Source organism: Geomonas subterranea (assembly GCF_019063845.1).
In the GTDB taxonomy this organism is placed as follows: domain Bacteria; phylum Desulfobacterota; class Desulfuromonadia; order Geobacterales; family Geobacteraceae; genus Geomonas; species Geomonas subterranea.
The window spans coordinates 421888-437423 of record NZ_CP077683.1 but is presented as its reverse complement, the minus strand read 5'-3'; the positions used below and the strand labels follow the sequence as shown (position 1 = coordinate 437423).

General features: G+C 65.7%; 16 protein-coding genes. All 16 read right to left on the bottom strand.

The features are described from left to right. Nucleotides 1-4: 4 nt before the first annotated feature. Complete coding sequence (moaA, locus tag KP001_RS01895) at nt 5-985, bottom strand: GTP 3',8-cyclase MoaA (protein ID WP_217287903.1); 981 nt, start codon at nt 983-985, stop codon at nt 5-7. A gap of 160 nt (nt 986-1145) precedes the next feature. Then, complete coding sequence (locus KP001_RS01890; RefSeq protein ID WP_217287902.1) at nt 1146-2012, bottom strand: amidohydrolase family protein; 867 nt, start codon at nt 2010-2012, stop codon at nt 1146-1148. A gap of 20 nt (nt 2013-2032) precedes the next feature. Continuing rightward, nucleotides 2033-3229: a thiolase family protein gene (locus KP001_RS01885; protein WP_217287901.1), complete on the bottom strand. Its 1197-nt coding sequence runs from the start codon at nt 3227-3229 to the stop codon at nt 2033-2035. Nucleotides 3230-3505: 276 nt separating this feature from the next. Beyond that, nucleotides 3506-4219: a 3-oxoacyl-ACP reductase FabG gene (gene fabG / locus KP001_RS01880; protein ID WP_217287900.1), complete on the bottom strand. Its 714-nt coding sequence runs from the start codon at nt 4217-4219 to the stop codon at nt 3506-3508. 153 nt (nt 4220-4372) lie between these two features. Further along, nucleotides 4373-5182, bottom strand: a complete 810-nt coding sequence (locus tag KP001_RS01875) for a cyclohexa-1,5-dienecarbonyl-CoA hydratase (protein WP_217287899.1) — start codon at nt 5180-5182, stop codon at nt 4373-4375. Beyond that, on the bottom strand, nt 5179-6264 hold the full coding sequence (gene had, locus KP001_RS01870) for a 6-hydroxycyclohex-1-ene-1-carbonyl-CoA dehydrogenase (RefSeq protein WP_217287898.1): 1086 nt from the start codon (nt 6262-6264) through the stop codon (nt 5179-5181). The genes KP001_RS01875 and had overlap by 4 nt, the downstream gene beginning before the upstream one ends. Nucleotides 6265-6819: 555 nt before the next feature. After that, nucleotides 6820-7557 (bottom strand): sulfite exporter TauE/SafE family protein, encoded by a 738-nt coding sequence (locus KP001_RS01865; RefSeq protein WP_217287897.1) that lies wholly within the window; start codon nt 7555-7557, stop codon nt 6820-6822. Beyond that, nucleotides 7554-8192, bottom strand: a complete 639-nt coding sequence (gene mocA, locus KP001_RS01860; RefSeq protein WP_217287896.1) for a molybdenum cofactor cytidylyltransferase — start codon at nt 8190-8192, stop codon at nt 7554-7556. Before mocA ends, KP001_RS01865 begins: the two co-directional genes overlap by 4 nt. Further along, a complete protein-coding gene (gene yqeC, locus KP001_RS01855) occupies nt 8189-8971 on the bottom strand; it encodes a selenium cofactor biosynthesis protein YqeC (protein ID WP_217287895.1) in 783 nt (260 codons plus the stop codon). The genes mocA and yqeC overlap by 4 nt, the downstream gene beginning before the upstream one ends. 310 nt (nt 8972-9281) lie before the next feature. Continuing rightward, nucleotides 9282-10094 (bottom strand): selenium-dependent molybdenum cofactor biosynthesis protein YqeB, encoded by an 813-nt coding sequence (gene yqeB / locus KP001_RS01850; protein ID WP_239027869.1) that lies wholly within the window; start codon nt 10092-10094, stop codon nt 9282-9284. A 1-nt stretch (nt 10095) separates the two neighbouring features. Further along, nucleotides 10096-10857: an XdhC family protein gene (locus KP001_RS01845; protein ID WP_217287893.1), complete on the bottom strand. Its 762-nt coding sequence runs from the start codon at nt 10855-10857 to the stop codon at nt 10096-10098. A 14-nt stretch (nt 10858-10871) separates the two neighbouring features. Further along, nucleotides 10872-13268 (bottom strand): 4-hydroxybenzoyl-CoA reductase subunit alpha, encoded by a 2397-nt coding sequence (hcrA, locus tag KP001_RS01840; protein ID WP_239027868.1) that lies wholly within the window; start codon nt 13266-13268, stop codon nt 10872-10874. A gap of 10 nt (nt 13269-13278) precedes the next feature. After that, complete coding sequence (locus KP001_RS01835) at nt 13279-13794, bottom strand: (2Fe-2S)-binding protein (RefSeq protein WP_224958043.1); 516 nt, start codon at nt 13792-13794, stop codon at nt 13279-13281. Between the two features lie 14 nt (nt 13795-13808). After that, nucleotides 13809-14675, bottom strand: a complete 867-nt coding sequence (locus KP001_RS01830) for an FAD binding domain-containing protein (RefSeq protein ID WP_217287892.1) — start codon at nt 14673-14675, stop codon at nt 13809-13811. A 234-nt stretch (nt 14676-14909) separates the two neighbouring features. Continuing rightward, nucleotides 14910-15332 (bottom strand): MarR family winged helix-turn-helix transcriptional regulator, encoded by a 423-nt coding sequence (locus KP001_RS01825; protein WP_217287891.1) that lies wholly within the window; start codon nt 15330-15332, stop codon nt 14910-14912. Further along, nucleotides 15325-15522, bottom strand: coding sequence for a twin-arginine translocase TatA/TatE family subunit (locus KP001_RS01820; protein ID WP_217287890.1), 198 nt, complete (start codon nt 15520-15522; stop codon nt 15325-15327). The genes KP001_RS01825 and KP001_RS01820 overlap by 8 nt, the downstream gene beginning before the upstream one ends. Nucleotides 15523-15536: the final 14 nt, after the last annotated feature.

Genomic DNA, 15536 nt, shown 5'->3' with positions numbered 1-15536 from the left:
GTCTTCAACCGCCTATCGCGGACATGTGAAAGGATGCCGGGGGAAATGCCGGCCGCCCCTTCATCTCGTGCCCCGCAGGCTTTGCCTGCACGATGCTTTGTAGCTCCTGCCTGAGCAGGGTGTCGTCCCCGGCCGCCAGCAGCGGCCTCAGGTCCACCCCTTCGCCCGAGAACAGGCACCCCTTCGCTAATCCCGCCGCAGTCACCCTCAGGCGGTTGCAGCTGCCACAGAAGTGCCCGGTCATGGCGGAGATGATCCCGAGCGACCCCGGCGCTCCCCGCACCCGGAAGTTGCTGGCGGGACCCGAATGCTCGCCCGGCTCGAGCTTTTCTATGAGGTAGCGCTCCGCGATCCGCTCCAGAACTTCCGCCCCCGGGATGGAGAAGGCGCGCCAGTTGCCCGAGTGGGTCGGCATGTACTCGATGAACCGGACGTTGTAGGGGCGCTCCCTGGTGAGCTCCACGAAATCCATGATCTCGTCGTCGTTGACGCCACGCATCAGCACCACGTTGATCTTGTGCGGCGGGAAACCTGCTTTTTCCGCCGCCTCGATGCCGGAGAGCGCGTCCGAGAGCTTCCCCCCGCGGGTGATCCTGGCGAAGGTCTCCGGCTTCAGGGAATCGAGGCTGATGTTGAGCCGCTGCACTCCCGCATCCTTAAGCCCCCTGGCCATCTCCCCGAGGAGGACGCCGTTGGTGGTAAGCACAAGCTCCTTCAAGCCGGGAAGCCGCCCCAGCCGCGCCAGGAAAGGGAGTATCCCCCTTCGTACCAGCGGCTCGCCGCCGGTCACCCGTATCTTGCAGATCCCGGCAGCAACAGCTTGTTCAGAGACCCTCAGCAGTTCCTCGAAGGAGAGGATCTCGTGGTGAGGGAGCATCTGCATCCCTTTGGCCGGCATGCAGTAGCGGCAGCGCAGGTTGCAGCGGTCCGTAACCGAGAGCCGGAGGTAGTTGATGCGTCTTCCGTAGGAATCGATCAGCGACATGGTCAGCTCCTTTCAGGGAACGTGGCGTCTTAACTGGGGCAATGCCCCCTCACTCCTCCGGCTCGCTCCTCCCCCGGAGGGGGAGGCTGGGAGGGGGCCTCTGCCGGAACGGGAGCCCCCTCCCCCTCCGGGGGAGGGGACATGGACATGCACCTCACACTTAAGATCGACCTTCCAGCTTGAGAATTCTCGCGGCATTCCCCCCGAGGATCGCCGCCGCACCCTCCGGTGACAGCGGCAGTTTCGCTATCGCCTCCATGTTGTGGCGGATGTGCGGCATCGCGGGCCAGTCGCTGCCGAAAATGGTTTTGCCGGTGTTGCGCGCAAGCTCGGGGAAGTAGGTCAAAAGCTTCGCGGGGGGGAGCCCCGAAAGCTCCATGTAGACGTTGGGGTGCAGCCGGGAGAGGAAAAAGGCGCGGTCGTACCAGAAGCCGCGCCCGGAATGGGCCATGACCAGGTTCAACGACGGAAAGTCGACGGCCACGTCGTCGAGGTGTAGGGGATTGGCGTATTTCAGCCTGGTCCCCTTGAAGACCGAGGAACCAGTGTGGATCAGGACGGGGATGCCGAGTTCCTCCGCGGCCTGGTACAAGGGGTACATCCTCGGCTCGTTGAGGTAGTAGTGCTGGTAGCTGGGGTAGAGCTTGAGCCCCCGGAACCCTTCGCTTTCCACCTTGCGGCGCAGCTCCGCGCCCAGGTCGGTGTGCAGGTGGGGGTTCAGGTCGCAGAACGGGATCAGCCTCTTCCTGCCGTGGCAGAACTCACGCACCGAGTCGTTGCTGCACATGCCTGTGGTGACAGGGTTCAGCTCGGCCAGGATGCAGGCGTAGTCCACCCCTTCTTCTTCAAGAAGCGCCTCGAAGGCGCCGGGGTCGCTGTAGCGGGCGACGTACTTCTCGTAGCCGCCGGGATGAGACTGGCTTATCCAATCCACCACCCAGGGGTGCATCGAGCCGTCGTACGTGGCGAGATGGACGTGAAAGTCGATCCTCAAAGGCTGCGGTTTCGGTTCGCCCGGCGACGGCATGGCTTTTCTCCCCTTCCCTTTCAGACCCGCTCGACGATGGTGGCAATCCCCTGTCCGAGCCCTATGCAGAGCGAGGCCAGGCCGTAGCGCGATCCGCGCCTTCTCATCTCGTGCACCAGGGTCGCGGTGATACGCGCGCCGGTGGAGCCCAAAGGGTGCCCGATGGCGATGGAGCCTCCGTTCACGTTGACCCGGTCCGGATCGATGCCCAGCTCCCTGATGCAGGGGATGGCCTGGGCGGCGAAGGCCTCGTTCAGCTCGAAGAGATCGATGTCGTCGATGGAGAGCCGTGCGCGCTCCAGCGCCTTGCGGATAGCCGGGATCGGCCCGAGCCCCATGTAGGATGGGTCGCAGCCGGCCACGGCGCTCGACACGACCCTGACCAGCGGTCGGTAGCCCAACTGCCGCGCGCGCTCCGCTTCCATGAGAAGGACGGCGGCTGCCCCGTCGTTGATGCCGCTCGAGTTGCCGGCGGTGACGGTGCCGTCCTTTTTGAATGCAGCGGGGAGCTTGCCAAGCTGTTCCATGGTTACGTCCGGGCGCGGGAACTCGTCCCGGTCCACGATGAGCGGCTCACCCTTTCTTTGCGGGACGGGAACCGGCACCAGCTCGTCCGCGAATTTCCCGGCGGCATGGGCGGCGCTCCATTTCCTCTGGGTGACGAGGGCGAACTCGTCCTGCTCCTGGCGCGTGATTCCGTAGCGTTGCGCCACGTTCTCCGCCGTGTCTCCCATCCCCTCTTTCGCATACGGCTCGGTCATCCTCGGGTTGGTGAAGCGCCAGCCGATGGTCGAGTCAAATACCTTCATGTCGCGGGAGAACGGCGAGTCAGCCTTGGCGAAGACGAAGGGGGCGCGGGTCATGGACTCGGTGCCACCGGCGATGAAGACATCCCCCTCACCCGCCTTGATGGCGAGCGCCGCGGCGTTGACCGCGTTCAGCCCCGATCCGCAGAGCCTGTTGATGGTCTGCCCCCCCACGCTGTGCGGCAGCCCGGCGAGCAGCGCGGCCATGCGCGCCACGTTGCGGTTGTCCTCGCCCGCCTGGTTGGTACAGCCGAGGATGACGTCCTCGACCAGGGACGCATCGAGCCTGTTGCGCTCGACAAGCTCCGCTATACACAACGCCGCCAGGTCGTCCGGCCGAACTTTGCCAAGGGCGCCGCCGAACTTCCCCACCGGGGTCCTCACCGCATCGATAATCACCGCTTCACGCACATGCGCCTCCGTTCCTGCCTGGAACTTTCAATCCAGGCGGTCAAGCAACTCCCTTTTGCGACCCTCCTCCATGCCCCCTTCTCTCCCTATAGGAGAGGGTGCCCGAAGGGCGGGTGAGGGAGGTTTTCCCAACATCCCCCACGACTGTCCTCCATGCCCCCCCTCTCCCAGAGGGAGAGGGGATGGTGGCCTGCCCAACTCCACGAGGTAGAGGGGATGGTGGCCCTGCCCCTCTGGATGGTGGGCCGGTGGCGGATGCCGTCGTGCAAGGATGTTTTAGATGTACTGCCCCGAATCCACCCGGATCACCTCGCCCGTGATCTTGCCGGCCGCATCCGAAAGGAGGAAGGCGACCGCGTTGGCGATATCCTCCGGCTTGGCAAGGTCCGGGAGCAGACACTCGTTCCTGGCCTTGTCGAGGATCTCCGCGGGGAGGGCGAGCGCCATGTCGGTCAGCACCATGCCCGGCGCCACCGCGTTCACCGTCACCCCCTTGGGCCCCAGCTCGCGGGCGAGGGTCTTGGTAAGCCCGATGAGACCCGCCTTGGATGCCGAATAGTTGGCCTGGCCGAACTTGCCGCGGATGCCGTTAATCGAAGTGATGTTGACGATGCGGCCGTAGCCGGCATCCCTCATCCCGGGAGCGAAGGCCCGGACCACGTTGAAAGCCCCGGTGAGGTTCACCCCGAGCACGGATTGCCATTCGTCGTCCGACATCTTGAAAACGCTGCGGTCACGGGTGATGCCCGCGTTGTTGACCAAAAGGGTCACCTGGTCCGGGATGGCAGCCACGGCGGCCGAAACGCTGGCGGGGTCCGTGATGTCGACCTTGTGGAACTGGTAACCACCTCCCGCTTCACCTTCGGCGACGTCAAAGACGTGTACCTTGGCGCCGTGCTCCAGCAGCGTGCGGGTGATGGAAAGTCCCAGTCCGCGCGCACCTCCGGTAACCACCGCGGTCCGTCCTTTGAAATTCAGAAAGCTGCTCATGTCGCCCCCTCTTTAAGCTGTTTTTGCCTTATGGATCAGATTCAGGATGAGATCTGCTCTTGGTCACCCTTTGGACTCCGGGGGATTGCCGCCTGTCCGAGAGAGCGGCAATCCCCCTTCCCCCTTAGAGGGGTGGAGTTCCTTATCGCACGCCTAGCGATCGAGCCAGGTCGGCTGGCGTTTCTCGACGAAAGCCATAAGCCCCTCGACGGAGTCGTGCGTCTTCATCATCTCTTCCAGGTAAAGCTTCTCCACGAACTCGATCTTCGCCCGAACCCGCTGCGCGAACTGGGTGCGGGCGGCCTTCACGGCGAACCTCAGGGTGCTCGCGCTCACGCTGGAGAGATGCTTGTCGAAGTAGTCGTACGCAGCCTGGTCCGGGTCCTCCGCGACCACCGACACGAGTCCCATGAGCAGCGCCTCTTCCGCGCTCACGCTGCGCCCCGAGAAAAGGAGGTCCTCCGCCTGCGCCTGCCCGATTCTCTCCGGCAACAGGCACGAGGCAGCGGGTGCGAAGACGGCAAGTTTGATCTCGGGCTGGCCGAGCTGAGCGTTGGGGGCGGCGAAGATGAAGTTCCCCGCCGCGACCACCTCGAGCCCCCCGCCCAGGCACTGCCCGCGCACCGCCACCAGAACCGGCACCGGGCTCTCCACGAGCTTCAGCACCAGTGCGTGTAGCGACTTCAGCATCTGGGCGCAGGAGTCGGGCATGTGCTCGTCCACGCTCGCCCCGAAACTGAAATGCGGCCCCTCCGCGGTCAGCAGGACGGCTCTCAGCTCCGGACGGACAAGATACTGGTCCAGGGCAGCCTGCAAAGCCGCGATCATCGCTGCGTCCACGATGTTCGCCTTGGGGCGCGCCAGGGTGAGTTTCAGCAGGCGGCCGTCACGCTCGAGGCTCACCTTGAGCGGGGACTCGGACGGTGCCGTCATGGTCTGTGCGGCTGCGGCGGCTTGGCTCATTGCACACCTCCCTGCGCGCCGGGTACCAGGATGGCGCGCCTGGTGAGCTTGTGCGCGTGCGCCGAAGCGAAGACCTCGTTGATGTTATCCAGCGGGTGCTTCTCGATGAAGGGGATCAGGTTGACCTTGCCGTCCAGAACCAGGTCGAGCGCCGCCGGGTAGAGTTCGGTCAGGCAGCCCCAGTTGCCAAGGGCCCTGGCATGGAAGGCCATAAGGTTGGAGAGGCGCAGTTCGATCTTGTCCATGGTGAAGCCAACCACGGAGAGGGTGGCGCCATAGGTGAGGAGACCGAAGGCGGTATCCTGGCCTGGAGCGGAGCCGGAACATTCGAAGATCTTCCAGCAGGTTTCCTTGAGCCCCTTCTCCTTGACGAAGGTGTTGATCGCCTTCTTCAGCTCCTTGCCGGCGATCTGGCGGGAGTTGAGGGTGAGCGCGGCGCCGTGCTGCGCCATGTTGTCCAGCTTCACCTGGTCGACGTCGATGGCGATGACCGTCGCGCCAAGGGCGTTGGCCACCTGCACAGCGTAACCACCTACCCCGCCAACCCCGATGACGATGGCGACATCCCCCGGCTGCACCTCGGCCTGGACCGCCGCCTGGTACGGCGTGGTCACCGCGTCCGCGACGACGGAGATGTCGGCAAGGGTGAGGCCGGAGGCCGCCAGGCGCTTCTCATCGACCGGGCAGAGGGTCTTGGCCGGGACCACGATGTGCGAGGCGAAGCCGCCATGGATGTCGTTCCCCGGCATCTGCTGCGCGCGGCAGATGGTGCCGTGGCTGGAGAGGCAGAGGTCACACTCGCCGCACGGCATAACGGCCGGGATGAGGACGGCCTTCCCCATCCAGGTGCCGGCGCCTTCACCGGTGGCCACGACGCGGCCGGAGATCTCGTGCCCCAGCGTGAGCGGAGCGGGATGGTTGAAACGGACACCGCTGTAGTAGAAGCCGAGATCGGTGTGGCAGACGCCGCAGCCGGCAACCTCGACCACAACCTCACCTGCGCCCGGGGTCGGGGTGAATTCGCTCTTCGCCATAGGTTCACCAACGGCCATCATAGACCAGCGATACGCTTGCTTGGACATAAAACCTCCTCCTTCGTTAGTGGCTGTCCGGATAGTCGCCGGATCAGCAAAACTTTGTTTTGTGTAAATAGGTACCACAATACCATTTTACCTGTCAAGCCGATTCATGCAATTTTTTAGGTCCATCCAGGAATTCCAGGGAGAACCGCCCTTTCACGCCGCCCCCCTCCCTTGACAGGAGGGGGGCGGGAGGCAAGCAACTCCGCAAGACAGTGAAATAATTGCGCCTTAGTCCTCCACCTCCCCCTCCCGCACGTGGAGAGGGACCAAAGGAGCCCCGAGTTCCCGGCGTTCCTGGATGAACCTTTCTTTAGTCCTGCCGCAGTAGAGTGGCGTGCGTGCCAAAGCCTGTGGGAGTGGGTGTCTTGCGGAAGCGCTGCAGGGATACGGGCGCGTGGAAAGGGCGCCGCAACCAGAGTGCGGCGCCAAAAGAACGATGTTTTCTCAACGATATTCGGCCGCCCAAGCGGTACTCAAGGTGGACGTTGCCGCTTTCTTAGCTGAAGACAGCGGCTGCCAGGGAGGTGCGGTGCTTCGGGCGTCGCCTCGTGGTTATCACACCATCAGCATCTTCACGCCGGCGACCGTCAGCACCAGGGAGAGGGCCTTGATTACCCTGCGCACCGGAAGAAAGCTGCTCCCCAGGAACGACCCGACACATCCGCCGGCGACGGCGGCCACCGCCAGAAGCGGAGCGAACCCCGGCACCAGTTGCAGGCTGCTCACGTGCCCCAAAAGCCCCGAGCAGGAGTTGACCAGGATGAACAGGGCAGCCACCCCCGAAACCTCCCGCGCCCGCCCCCACCGCAGCAGCATCATGAGCGGGCTCAGAAAGATCCCTCCTCCCACCCCGGTGAGCCCCGAGAGAAGCCCCAATACGGCGCCCACCAGGAGGGAGATGGCAACCGGCGGACGGCGCAGCGAGGCGGCGTCCGGTTCCCGGTGCACCAGGAGCCGGCAGGCCGAGGCGAGTAGAACGACGCCGACCAGCGGACGGTACAGGTGCTGCGGCAGACTCAGGTACCCTCCCAGGAAACTGAACGGTATAGAGGTCGCCGCGAAAGGCCAGAAGAGCCCCCAGGAGAAATGCCCGGCACGCCGGAAGGAGTAGGCGGCGACCGAAGCCACCATGATGTTCAGCAGCAACGCCGTTGGTTTGAACACCTCCGGGGCGACGCTGAAAAGGGCGAGCACCGCGATGTAACCCGATGCGCCGCCGTGGCCTACGCAGGAGTAGAGGACGGCAACGGTCAGGATGGCGCTGAAAAGAACTATGTACGTTTCCAGGTTCATGACGGGATCCTTTCTCTGCTGTTGAAGGTGGCCGGTGTGCCGCCACCATACTGTTCCAGGAGCCGGCGGTAATCGGCGGCGGTGTCTACGTCGAAGTGGATGGAGGCATCCTCCACCGGGACCTTCAGCAGGCGCTCCCGGTACTTCTCGAAGAGCGGCTTCGCGCCGCAGTCCGCTGCGAGTCCCTCCATGCCGGGAAAGGTTTCCCGGTCGAAGAGGACCGGATTGCCGCGCCGCCCCTCGAAGACCGGCATCACGATGGGGTGCTGGGAGCATCGGTAGGCACGGATCAGTGTGTCGATGAGCGCCGGTGTGATGAGCGGCTGGTCCCCCAGGAGAAACAGCGCCGCATCGGTTTCCGGCCCAAGGGACCGGAGCCCGCAGTTGAGCGAGGAGCTCTGCCCGCGCCGGTACTCCGTGTTCAGCGCCACCTCGACCCCGCGCCCCTCGATCAGCGGGATGATCCGCTCCGCCTGGTGCCCCACGACCACCACAACCCGGTGCAGCGCCGAGGCCAGCGCGCTCTCCACCACCCACTCCAGGATGCTCTTTCCCCTGAAGGGGAGGAGCTGCTTGGTCGTCCCCATGCGGCTCCCCTCCCCCGCGGCCAGGATGATGCCGGCGACCCGTCTCATGACGCCCCCATCGGGTGGATGGCGTGCAGAGTGACCCCGTTCAGGGCCTGCCCCACCAAAAACGCCTCGGCGACCGAGGGGGCCTCCTCTCTCACGGCGGCCGCGATCTGCGCGGCGCGCAACAGGCGCTGCGGGGTGTCCGCCTTGTTCAGGAACAGGAAACGGCGCGCACTTTTCGGGGCGCCGGTGAAGAGCCCCTCCGGATGGACGATGATCCGGGCCAAGGCCGCCGCGCCAATAGTGTCGCCTTCGGCCAGCCCCATCAAGGGCGCGGCGATTTCGGGGCGAAAGACCCACTCACCGCTCAGCGGCTCTCCCAGGACATCCAGGCCGGCCACGGCAACGAGGACCGTGCTGCAGGAGGGGATCACCGGCTCATGAGGTGCATGGGCCTTGAGCGGGCGCCGGGCCGAGCCGTCGGCCTCGACGACGATCCAGTCAAACCGGCCACAGTTCTGGAAAAGGGTTATCGCCTCCGGCGCGAAGCCCAGAAGCTTTCCCGATTCCAGGTCGCGCCGCGCCGCCGCGGTGACCGGTTCCTTACCGTAGCGGTAAGCTGCCCGCCTCACCACCACCTCCGGATCAGCATCGATCAGCAGCGTGCCGCACTGCCTGGCGGTAGGTGGAAAGATCTTCGTGGTGGTGGTGACCAGCACCCTTTTCCCCGACTCCGACAGGACGCGGGCCAGGTGGAACATGAGGCTCGTCTTCCCCCCGGCTCCGGTGATGCTCACCACCCCGCGCGGCGCCGTGCAGAGTACTTCTTCTATCAGTTGCATGCCTTCTCCTTTCCCCTGCCCTGTCCGCCTCAATTGCCTCGCACGCGAGATATCAGCCTGTAGAAAAAGGAATCTTCAAGGGATTCCGGGAAACGTCCCTCCCCTCATGCCAGGGGCGGGCAGACGGTAGCCGGTCTCAGATCACCCTCCCCCTTTGGGAGAGGGTGGCCGAAGGCCGGGTGAGGGAGATGCCACGAAGACAAGATTCTGGCTGGGCCACCCCCCTCACCCCTGCCCCTCTCCCAGAGGGCGAGGGGGATGGACTGCGACCCCTTCCTGCTTGCGCGAACCCGGGCCCCGGACCAAGCCGCTAGCAGTTGTAGCGGTCAAGGAGCGCCTCCAGGACCGCGCCACCCAGCGCCCGGGCCTTCTCCGAGACGGTCACGCAGTAATCTTTGCGACCGCGCGGGTCGACATCCCCGATCTTCAACCCCGCCTTAACCACGGCGCCGGGCCTGATCATCCCGCGCAGGACGCCGTCGATTGTCGCCCGGACCTCGACCTCCCCGATCCGCCCAACCGTCTCCCCCTGCTGCACCAGGTCGCCTATGGCCCGCTCGTTCTCGAAGCGGCCGGCAACCGGCGCGCGCAGCACCCGTTCGCTGGTATAGCCGCCGATGGCGCCGGGAATGCCGGTATCGGCCTCCGCCGGCCCAGCCCCGATCACCCGTCCGAGATCATGGCCGCGGTTGGTCTCCACCACCAGGTGGCAGTCCACCCCGGCGCAGAAGCCGGGGCCAAGCCCCACCACCAACGGCGCGTCGCCGATCGAGGTGCCGAGGTTGCGCTTGGCGAGGGTCGCATTCAGGAGGAGGTCGGGGCGGACCGTGTAAAGGCTCTCTGCTGCCGGATCCACGAGTACGCCGATCTTGCCGGCGCTCCACATTCCGGCCACGTCCTCGACCCGGTCGGCCCTCACGGCCGTCACCCCTTCCACCGTCATCTCCCCGTCGTGCACCGCCTCGCAGAAGGAGACCAGCCGCCGCACCGCGAGGGGGAACTCGGTTTCCAGCATCAGGATGCGGCGCACGTTGGCGCGGTACAGCCGGCAGGCGATGCCGCTTGCCTGCTCCCCCGCGCCGCGGATCACCACTACCCGCTCCGACAGCCGCTTCCCTGACATGCTATTCGCGGTCATGGCTGGTAGCGAACAGCTGGCTTGCGATGCTCACCGCGATCTCGCGCGGGGAGTTGCCGCCGTTATCGTGCCCGACCGGGCAGCGCACCCGGGACAGGTCGTGGCCCTGCCCCTCCAGGTTCTTCTGGATCTTCGCCCACTTGGACTTGCTCCCCACCATGCCGATGAAGCGCGCGGGCTTGGGCAGCACCTCGGCCAGCACCTGCTGGTCCACCGCACCGTTGTAGGTGAGGATGGTGGCATAGGTCCTCTGGTCGCACCAGTTCGCCTCGCGGATGAAGTCGCTGTAGTGGCGCTGGTGGCGGATCACCCCGGCGGGGAGTGTGGGCGCGTTGATCCACTCGCTTCTCTCGTCGACCAGATGGACCCGGAACTGGGTCCCGTCCAGCACGTGGCACAGCGACTGGGCGATGTGTCCGGCGCCGAACAGGTACAGGCGCGGGTTGTCGTTAACCAGTTCCATGTAGAGCTCCATGGTGCCGCCGCAGGCGGGGAACTCGCCCCGCTGCTCGAGCGGGACGGTGGTAGTGGTGTCGTGCATCAGCTCGAAACACTTCCTGGCATCCTCCAGGGCGAAGTGCTCCGGCACCCCGCCGCCGACGGTGCCGTAAAAGGTCCCGTCGGGGAGGACGATCATCTTCGCCCCCTTCTTGCCGGGGGTCGATCCCGCGCTCTTGGTCACCGTCACCAGCACCGCCAACTGGTCGCGGCGCCGCAGCTCCTCAAGCTTTGCTACCCAGTCCCACATAATCGCCTCCTTTTTCAGATCGGGTTCGCGTAAATCGGGGTGGGGCCGTCCGCCTCCCGCTGGGCGTCCGCCCGCCTATCATGTGCCTCCCGCCTCGCATCTTCCTCGCGCCTGGCGTCCTCCTCCCGCTCGCGCTTTTCCTTCAGGGCGCGCCAGACCTTCTCGTAGGAAAGCGGCAGCGAGTTCACCCGCACCCCCATGGCGTCGAAGATGGCGTTGGAGAACATCCCGAGGGTCGGGTTGGTGGCCCCTTCCCCCACCTCCTTCACCCCCCAGGGGCCGGTCGGCTCGTAACTGTCCACCACCTCGGAGGTGATCGGGGGCATGTCCACCGCGGTCAGCAGGCGGTAGTTGGCGAGCTCGGCGTTCTTGATCCTCCCCTTGTCGTCGAAGAGGACCTCCTCCCAGACCGCCTCCCCCATCCCCATGTAGAGGGCGCCGTGCACCTGGCCGTGCAGAAGGCGCGGGTTGATCACCTTGCCGCAGTCGTGCACGTCCCAGATCCCCACCACGGAGATCTCGCCGGTCTCCTCGTCGATGGCGACCTCCCCCACCTGTGCCCCGAAGCTGTAGGCGGGCGAGGTGCCGACGGCCGCCCCCTTGAAGCTCCCGCCGAGCTTGGGCGGGGTGTAGGAGCCGCGCCCCAGTAGCGGTCCCCGGAGCACGAAGTGCTTGCGCGCCACCTCCTCGAAGCTGAGGCTCTTGCCGTTGCGCGATTTGGAGAAGATCATGCCGTCGGCGCAGTCGAGGTCATCGGCGGGGAGCCCCAGCATCGAAGATGCCATCTCCAGGATCTGCCGCTTCACCTCCTCGCCGGCCTGCTTCACCGCCGCGCCGGACATGTAGGTCTGGCGGCTCGCATAGGCGCCGAAGTCGAGCGGGGTGATCTCGGTGTCGGCGGCGACGATCTTCATCTGCTCGTAGCGGTACCCCATCGCCTCGGCCGCCATCTGGCAGAGCACGGTGTCCGAGCCCTGGCCAATGTCCACCGACCCGGTGTAGAGGGTGGCGGCGGTGCCGTCCTCGCAGACCTTGATGAAGGCGGCGGCGTGCGGCAGGTCGGTGCGGTAGATGGGATAACCCGCGCCGGTGACGAAGCTGCCGGTGGCGACGCCGATCCCCCTGCCGCGGGGGAGATTTTTCTTCTTCTCATCCCACCCCGACATCACCCGCACCCGCTCCAGGCACTCCTTGATCTTGCAGGAGTTGACCCGGAAATCGTTGGGGGTCACGGTGTCGGGGCGCCGGGCGTTGATGATCCTGATGTCCATGGGGTCGATGCCGAGATCCGCCGCCACGTTGTCCAGGTGGCTCTCGAAGGCGTACTTCGGCTGCGGAGCGCCGTGGCCGCGCTGGGCACCGCAGGCGGGGAGGTTCGTGTAGACCCGGAACATGTCGAACTGGTAGTTGTCGAACTCGTAGGTGAGCGGCAAAAGCGCGCCGGCGTAGTAGGCGCTGGCGATGCCCAGGCTCGTGTAGGCGCCGCCGTCCATGAGGAAGTTCGCCTTGGCGGCCAGGATCTTGCCGTTTTTGTCCACGCCGGTGGTGATCTCCATGTACTGGGCGTGGCGGCCGCGGTTGTGGGCGAACATCTCGGCGCGGTCGTAGAAGGTCCTGACCGGCCGGCCGGTGAGCCTCGCCAGCACCGCGCCGGCGAATTCGAGCCCGGTGGGCTCCAGCTTGCCGCCGAACCCGCCCCCCAGGTAGGGCTTGATGATGCGCACATCCCCCATGGGCATGTCGAACTCGCGGGCGATGTAGTGCTGGAAGTAGTGCGGCGACTGGGTGCTGGAATAGATGGTGAGCTTGCCGCCGTCCCACATGGAGATGGCGGAGTGCGGCTCGATGGGTGACTGGTAGGTCCTCTGCCCGACGAAGGTGTCGGTGCGCACGTGGTGCGCCTCGGCCAGGGCCTTCTCCACGTCCCCGAACTCCTGGTGGATCTCGGTGTTGATGTTCCTCGCGTACTCCTCGTGCACCTGCGGCTGCCCCTCGTCCATGGCGTGCAGGAAGTCGAGCGCGGCGGGGAGCACCTCGTACTCCACCTTGATCAGCTTCAGTGCCCGGTAGCAGGTGTCCTCGTCCAGGCAGGCGACCGCGGCCACCTTGTCCCCCACGAAGCGGACCTTGTCGCTGCAGAAGATGCTCTCGTCCCAGCGCGCCGGGCTCAGGCCGTACTTCAGCGTCGGCACGTCCTTGTGCGTGATCACCGCCTTCACCCCGGGGAGCCTTTCCGCCTCGGAGGTGTCGATGGAAATGATCCGGGCATGGGCGTGGGGGCTCGTCAGGATCTTGCCGTAGAGCATGTTGGGGAACTTGAGGTCACCCGTGTACTTCGCCCCCCCGGTTACCTTCTCCGGGCCGTCGATGCGGGGCACGCTGCGGCCGATTACCTTGTGGTTGTCGCTCATCTTTATCTCCTTAGTGGTCGTCCGGCGTTAGCCGCCCCTGGGCGGTGGCCAAAACGGCCTCCACGATGTGAACGTACCCCGTGCAGCGACAGAGGTTGCCGCTGATCGCCTCGCGCACCTCCTGTTCGCTGGGGTTCGGGTTCCTGGTCAAAAGCGCCTTGGCCGACAACACCATCCCCGGGGTGCAGTAGCCGCACTGCACGGCGGCGTGGTTGATCATCGACTCCTGGATCGCGTCCAGCCTGCCGTTTTCCGCCACCCCCTCGATGGTGGTGATCTCGCGCCCGTCCGCCTCGATCGCCAGGACCAGACAGGAATCGACCGGCTTCCCGTCCAAAAGCACGGTGCAGGAGCCGCAGTCCCCGAGCTCGCACCCCTTCTTGGTGCCGGTCAGATCAAGCTGCTCGCGTAGCACGTTGGTGAGTATCGCGTTCCCCTTCACCAGCACGGTGTGGGCGTCGCCGTTCACGTTGAGGGTGATCAGGTAGCGCTTCACCCCGTCCTTGTCGGTAATTGCCTGAGCCATGTATCCCCTCCTTTCTAGGCGTGACCTTCGTCGATCGCCTTTCTGAGCGCGCGTTTCGTCAATACCTCGACCAGGTTCCTGCGGTACTCCGCCGACCCCCGGATGCTGTCCCTGGGGCTGCTCGCCTTGGCCGCCAGGTACCCCGCCTCCGCCAGCAGGTCGTCGTCTATCCTGCGCCCGACGAGGCTGCGCTCGGCGCCGGTCACCCTGAGCACGGTGGGCGCGGCGGAAGCGAGCACGATGCGGACCCCGTGCAGCGTGTCCCCGGCCACCTGCACCGATACCGCGGCCGCCGCCACAGCCAGGGCCCCGGAGCGGCGCAGGCCGAACTTCAGGTAGGTGCTCCCCGTGGTGGCCTGGTCCGGGATCACGATCTCGGTGAGGATCTCCCCCTGCTTGATGCGGGTCTGGGCCGAGCCGTGAAAGAAATCCTCCAGCGGCATGGTCCGCTCCCCCTCGGCGCTCGTGAGGCGGATCGACGCGTTCAGCGCGATCAGGATGGGGGGGAGGTCGGCCGAGGGGACGCCGTTCACGATGTTCCCCCCCACGGTCCCCAGGTTGCAGATCTGGTTGGACGCCATGGTGTGGGCGGCCATGGATAGCGACAGGTAGCGCCTCTGCAGCAGCCTTGAGTTGTAGATCTGGTTATGGCTTGCCAGGGCGCCGATGACCACGCGGCCCGGCTCCTCCCGGATCTCGCGCAGCTCGTCCAGGTGCTTCAGCGACACCAGGTGCTCCGGGGCGAGCTTCCCCACTTTCATCTTGTGGAGGACGTCGGTCCCCCCGGCGAGCACGGTCGCGCGGTCCCCCAGCTCCGCCAGGATGGCGCAGGCCTCCGCGACGCTCTTCGGTGCGTGATACTCGAAATCGGGCACGTACATGGTTGGTCTCCTTATGGTTTTTACGTCTCTCCCTCTCCCGAGGGGGGATTTTGCTCGGGCGCTCCCCCCTCCCGTTGCGGGAGGGGGGTAGGGGGTGGGGGAATTCGCCATCATCTCCACAGCTTGCGGCTTCACCCACCCCCCTGCCCCCTCCCGTCAAGGGAGGGGGAGAGCTGCTGCTCGTTGCAATAATCTCTTGCATGCGAGGGATGCCGGCAAAAAAGGGGGAGCGGCTCACCCCTTGATGCTGCGCAGGAAACGCTTGCAAAGAACCTTCTCCTCCAGCGAAAAGCCGTGCAGCAGCGCGTCGTTGGTGCGGTGCACCGCGCTGCATAGTTGCGGGATCACCTCCCGCGCTTTCTCCGTCAGGTAGACCCGGGCCACCCGCCCGTCCGCCGGGTCGCTCTCCCTGAGCACCCAGCCGCCGTTCACCAGCCGGTCCAGGATCCCCGCCAGTGTCGCGGTGTCCAGGGCGATGCGGCGCCCGATCTCCCCGACGCTCAGACCGTCCTCGGCCCAGAGCGACTCCATGAACAGGCACTGCATCGGGGTGATCCCCAGGGGCTGGAGGTGCCCCTTGAGCACCCCCTGGGTCTTCTGGTGGGCCTTAGCTACCAGGAACACGATATTCTCGGTGAGGGGGAGGTGGTCAGACACGGCTGTCCCCCTCCCTGCCGTGCGCCTCGCCGCCCCCGATCTCCCTGGGCTCCTCCCCTTGCGCCCCCTTCCTGAAGCTTCTCAGGGCGCCCCCGAGGGCTCCCCCAAGCCCGGCCAGCCTGGCGGGCCCGGCGACGATCACCAGGATGGCCAGCACGATGATTAGTTCCGGTACTCCGAATCCGAACATGTAACTCTCCTTCC

Excerpts from the sequence above, each read along its gene's own strand:
- KP001_RS01830 (WP_217287892.1), bottom strand. The coding sequence starts at position 14,675 with ATGTACGTGCCCGATTTCGAGTATCACGCACCGAAGAGCGTCGCGGAG.
- yqeC (WP_217287895.1), bottom strand. The coding sequence starts at position 8,971 with ATGCAACTGATAGAAGAAGTACTCTGCACGGCGCCGCGCGGGGTGGTG.
- fabG (WP_217287900.1), bottom strand. The coding sequence starts at position 4,219 with ATGAGCAGCTTTCTGAATTTCAAAGGACGGACCGCGGTGGTTACCGGA.
- mocA (WP_217287896.1), bottom strand. The coding sequence starts at position 8,192 with ATGAGACGGGTCGCCGGCATCATCCTGGCCGCGGGGGAGGGGAGCCGC.
- KP001_RS01890 (WP_217287902.1), bottom strand. The coding sequence starts at position 2,012 with ATGCCGTCGCCGGGCGAACCGAAACCGCAGCCTTTGAGGATCGACTTT.
- KP001_RS01835 (WP_224958043.1), bottom strand. The coding sequence starts at position 13,794 with ATGGCTCAGGCAATTACCGACAAGGACGGGGTGAAGCGCTACCTGATC.
- moaA (WP_217287903.1), bottom strand. The coding sequence starts at position 985 with ATGTCGCTGATCGATTCCTACGGAAGACGCATCAACTACCTCCGGCTC.
- yqeB (WP_239027869.1), bottom strand. The coding sequence starts at position 10,094 with ATGTCAGGGAAGCGGCTGTCGGAGCGGGTAGTGGTGATCCGCGGCGCG.
- hcrA (WP_239027868.1), bottom strand. The coding sequence starts at position 13,268 with ATGAGCGACAACCACAAGGTAATCGGCCGCAGCGTGCCCCGCATCGAC.
- KP001_RS01875 (WP_217287899.1), bottom strand. The coding sequence starts at position 5,182 with ATGAGCCAAGCCGCCGCAGCCGCACAGACCATGACGGCACCGTCCGAG.
- had (WP_217287898.1), bottom strand. The coding sequence starts at position 6,264 with ATGTCCAAGCAAGCGTATCGCTGGTCTATGATGGCCGTTGGTGAACCT.
- KP001_RS01820 (WP_217287890.1), bottom strand. The coding sequence starts at position 15,522 with ATGTTCGGATTCGGAGTACCGGAACTAATCATCGTGCTGGCCATCCTG.
- KP001_RS01865 (WP_217287897.1), bottom strand. The coding sequence starts at position 7,557 with ATGAACCTGGAAACGTACATAGTTCTTTTCAGCGCCATCCTGACCGTT.
- KP001_RS01845 (WP_217287893.1), bottom strand. The coding sequence starts at position 10,857 with ATGTGGGACTGGGTAGCAAAGCTTGAGGAGCTGCGGCGCCGCGACCAG.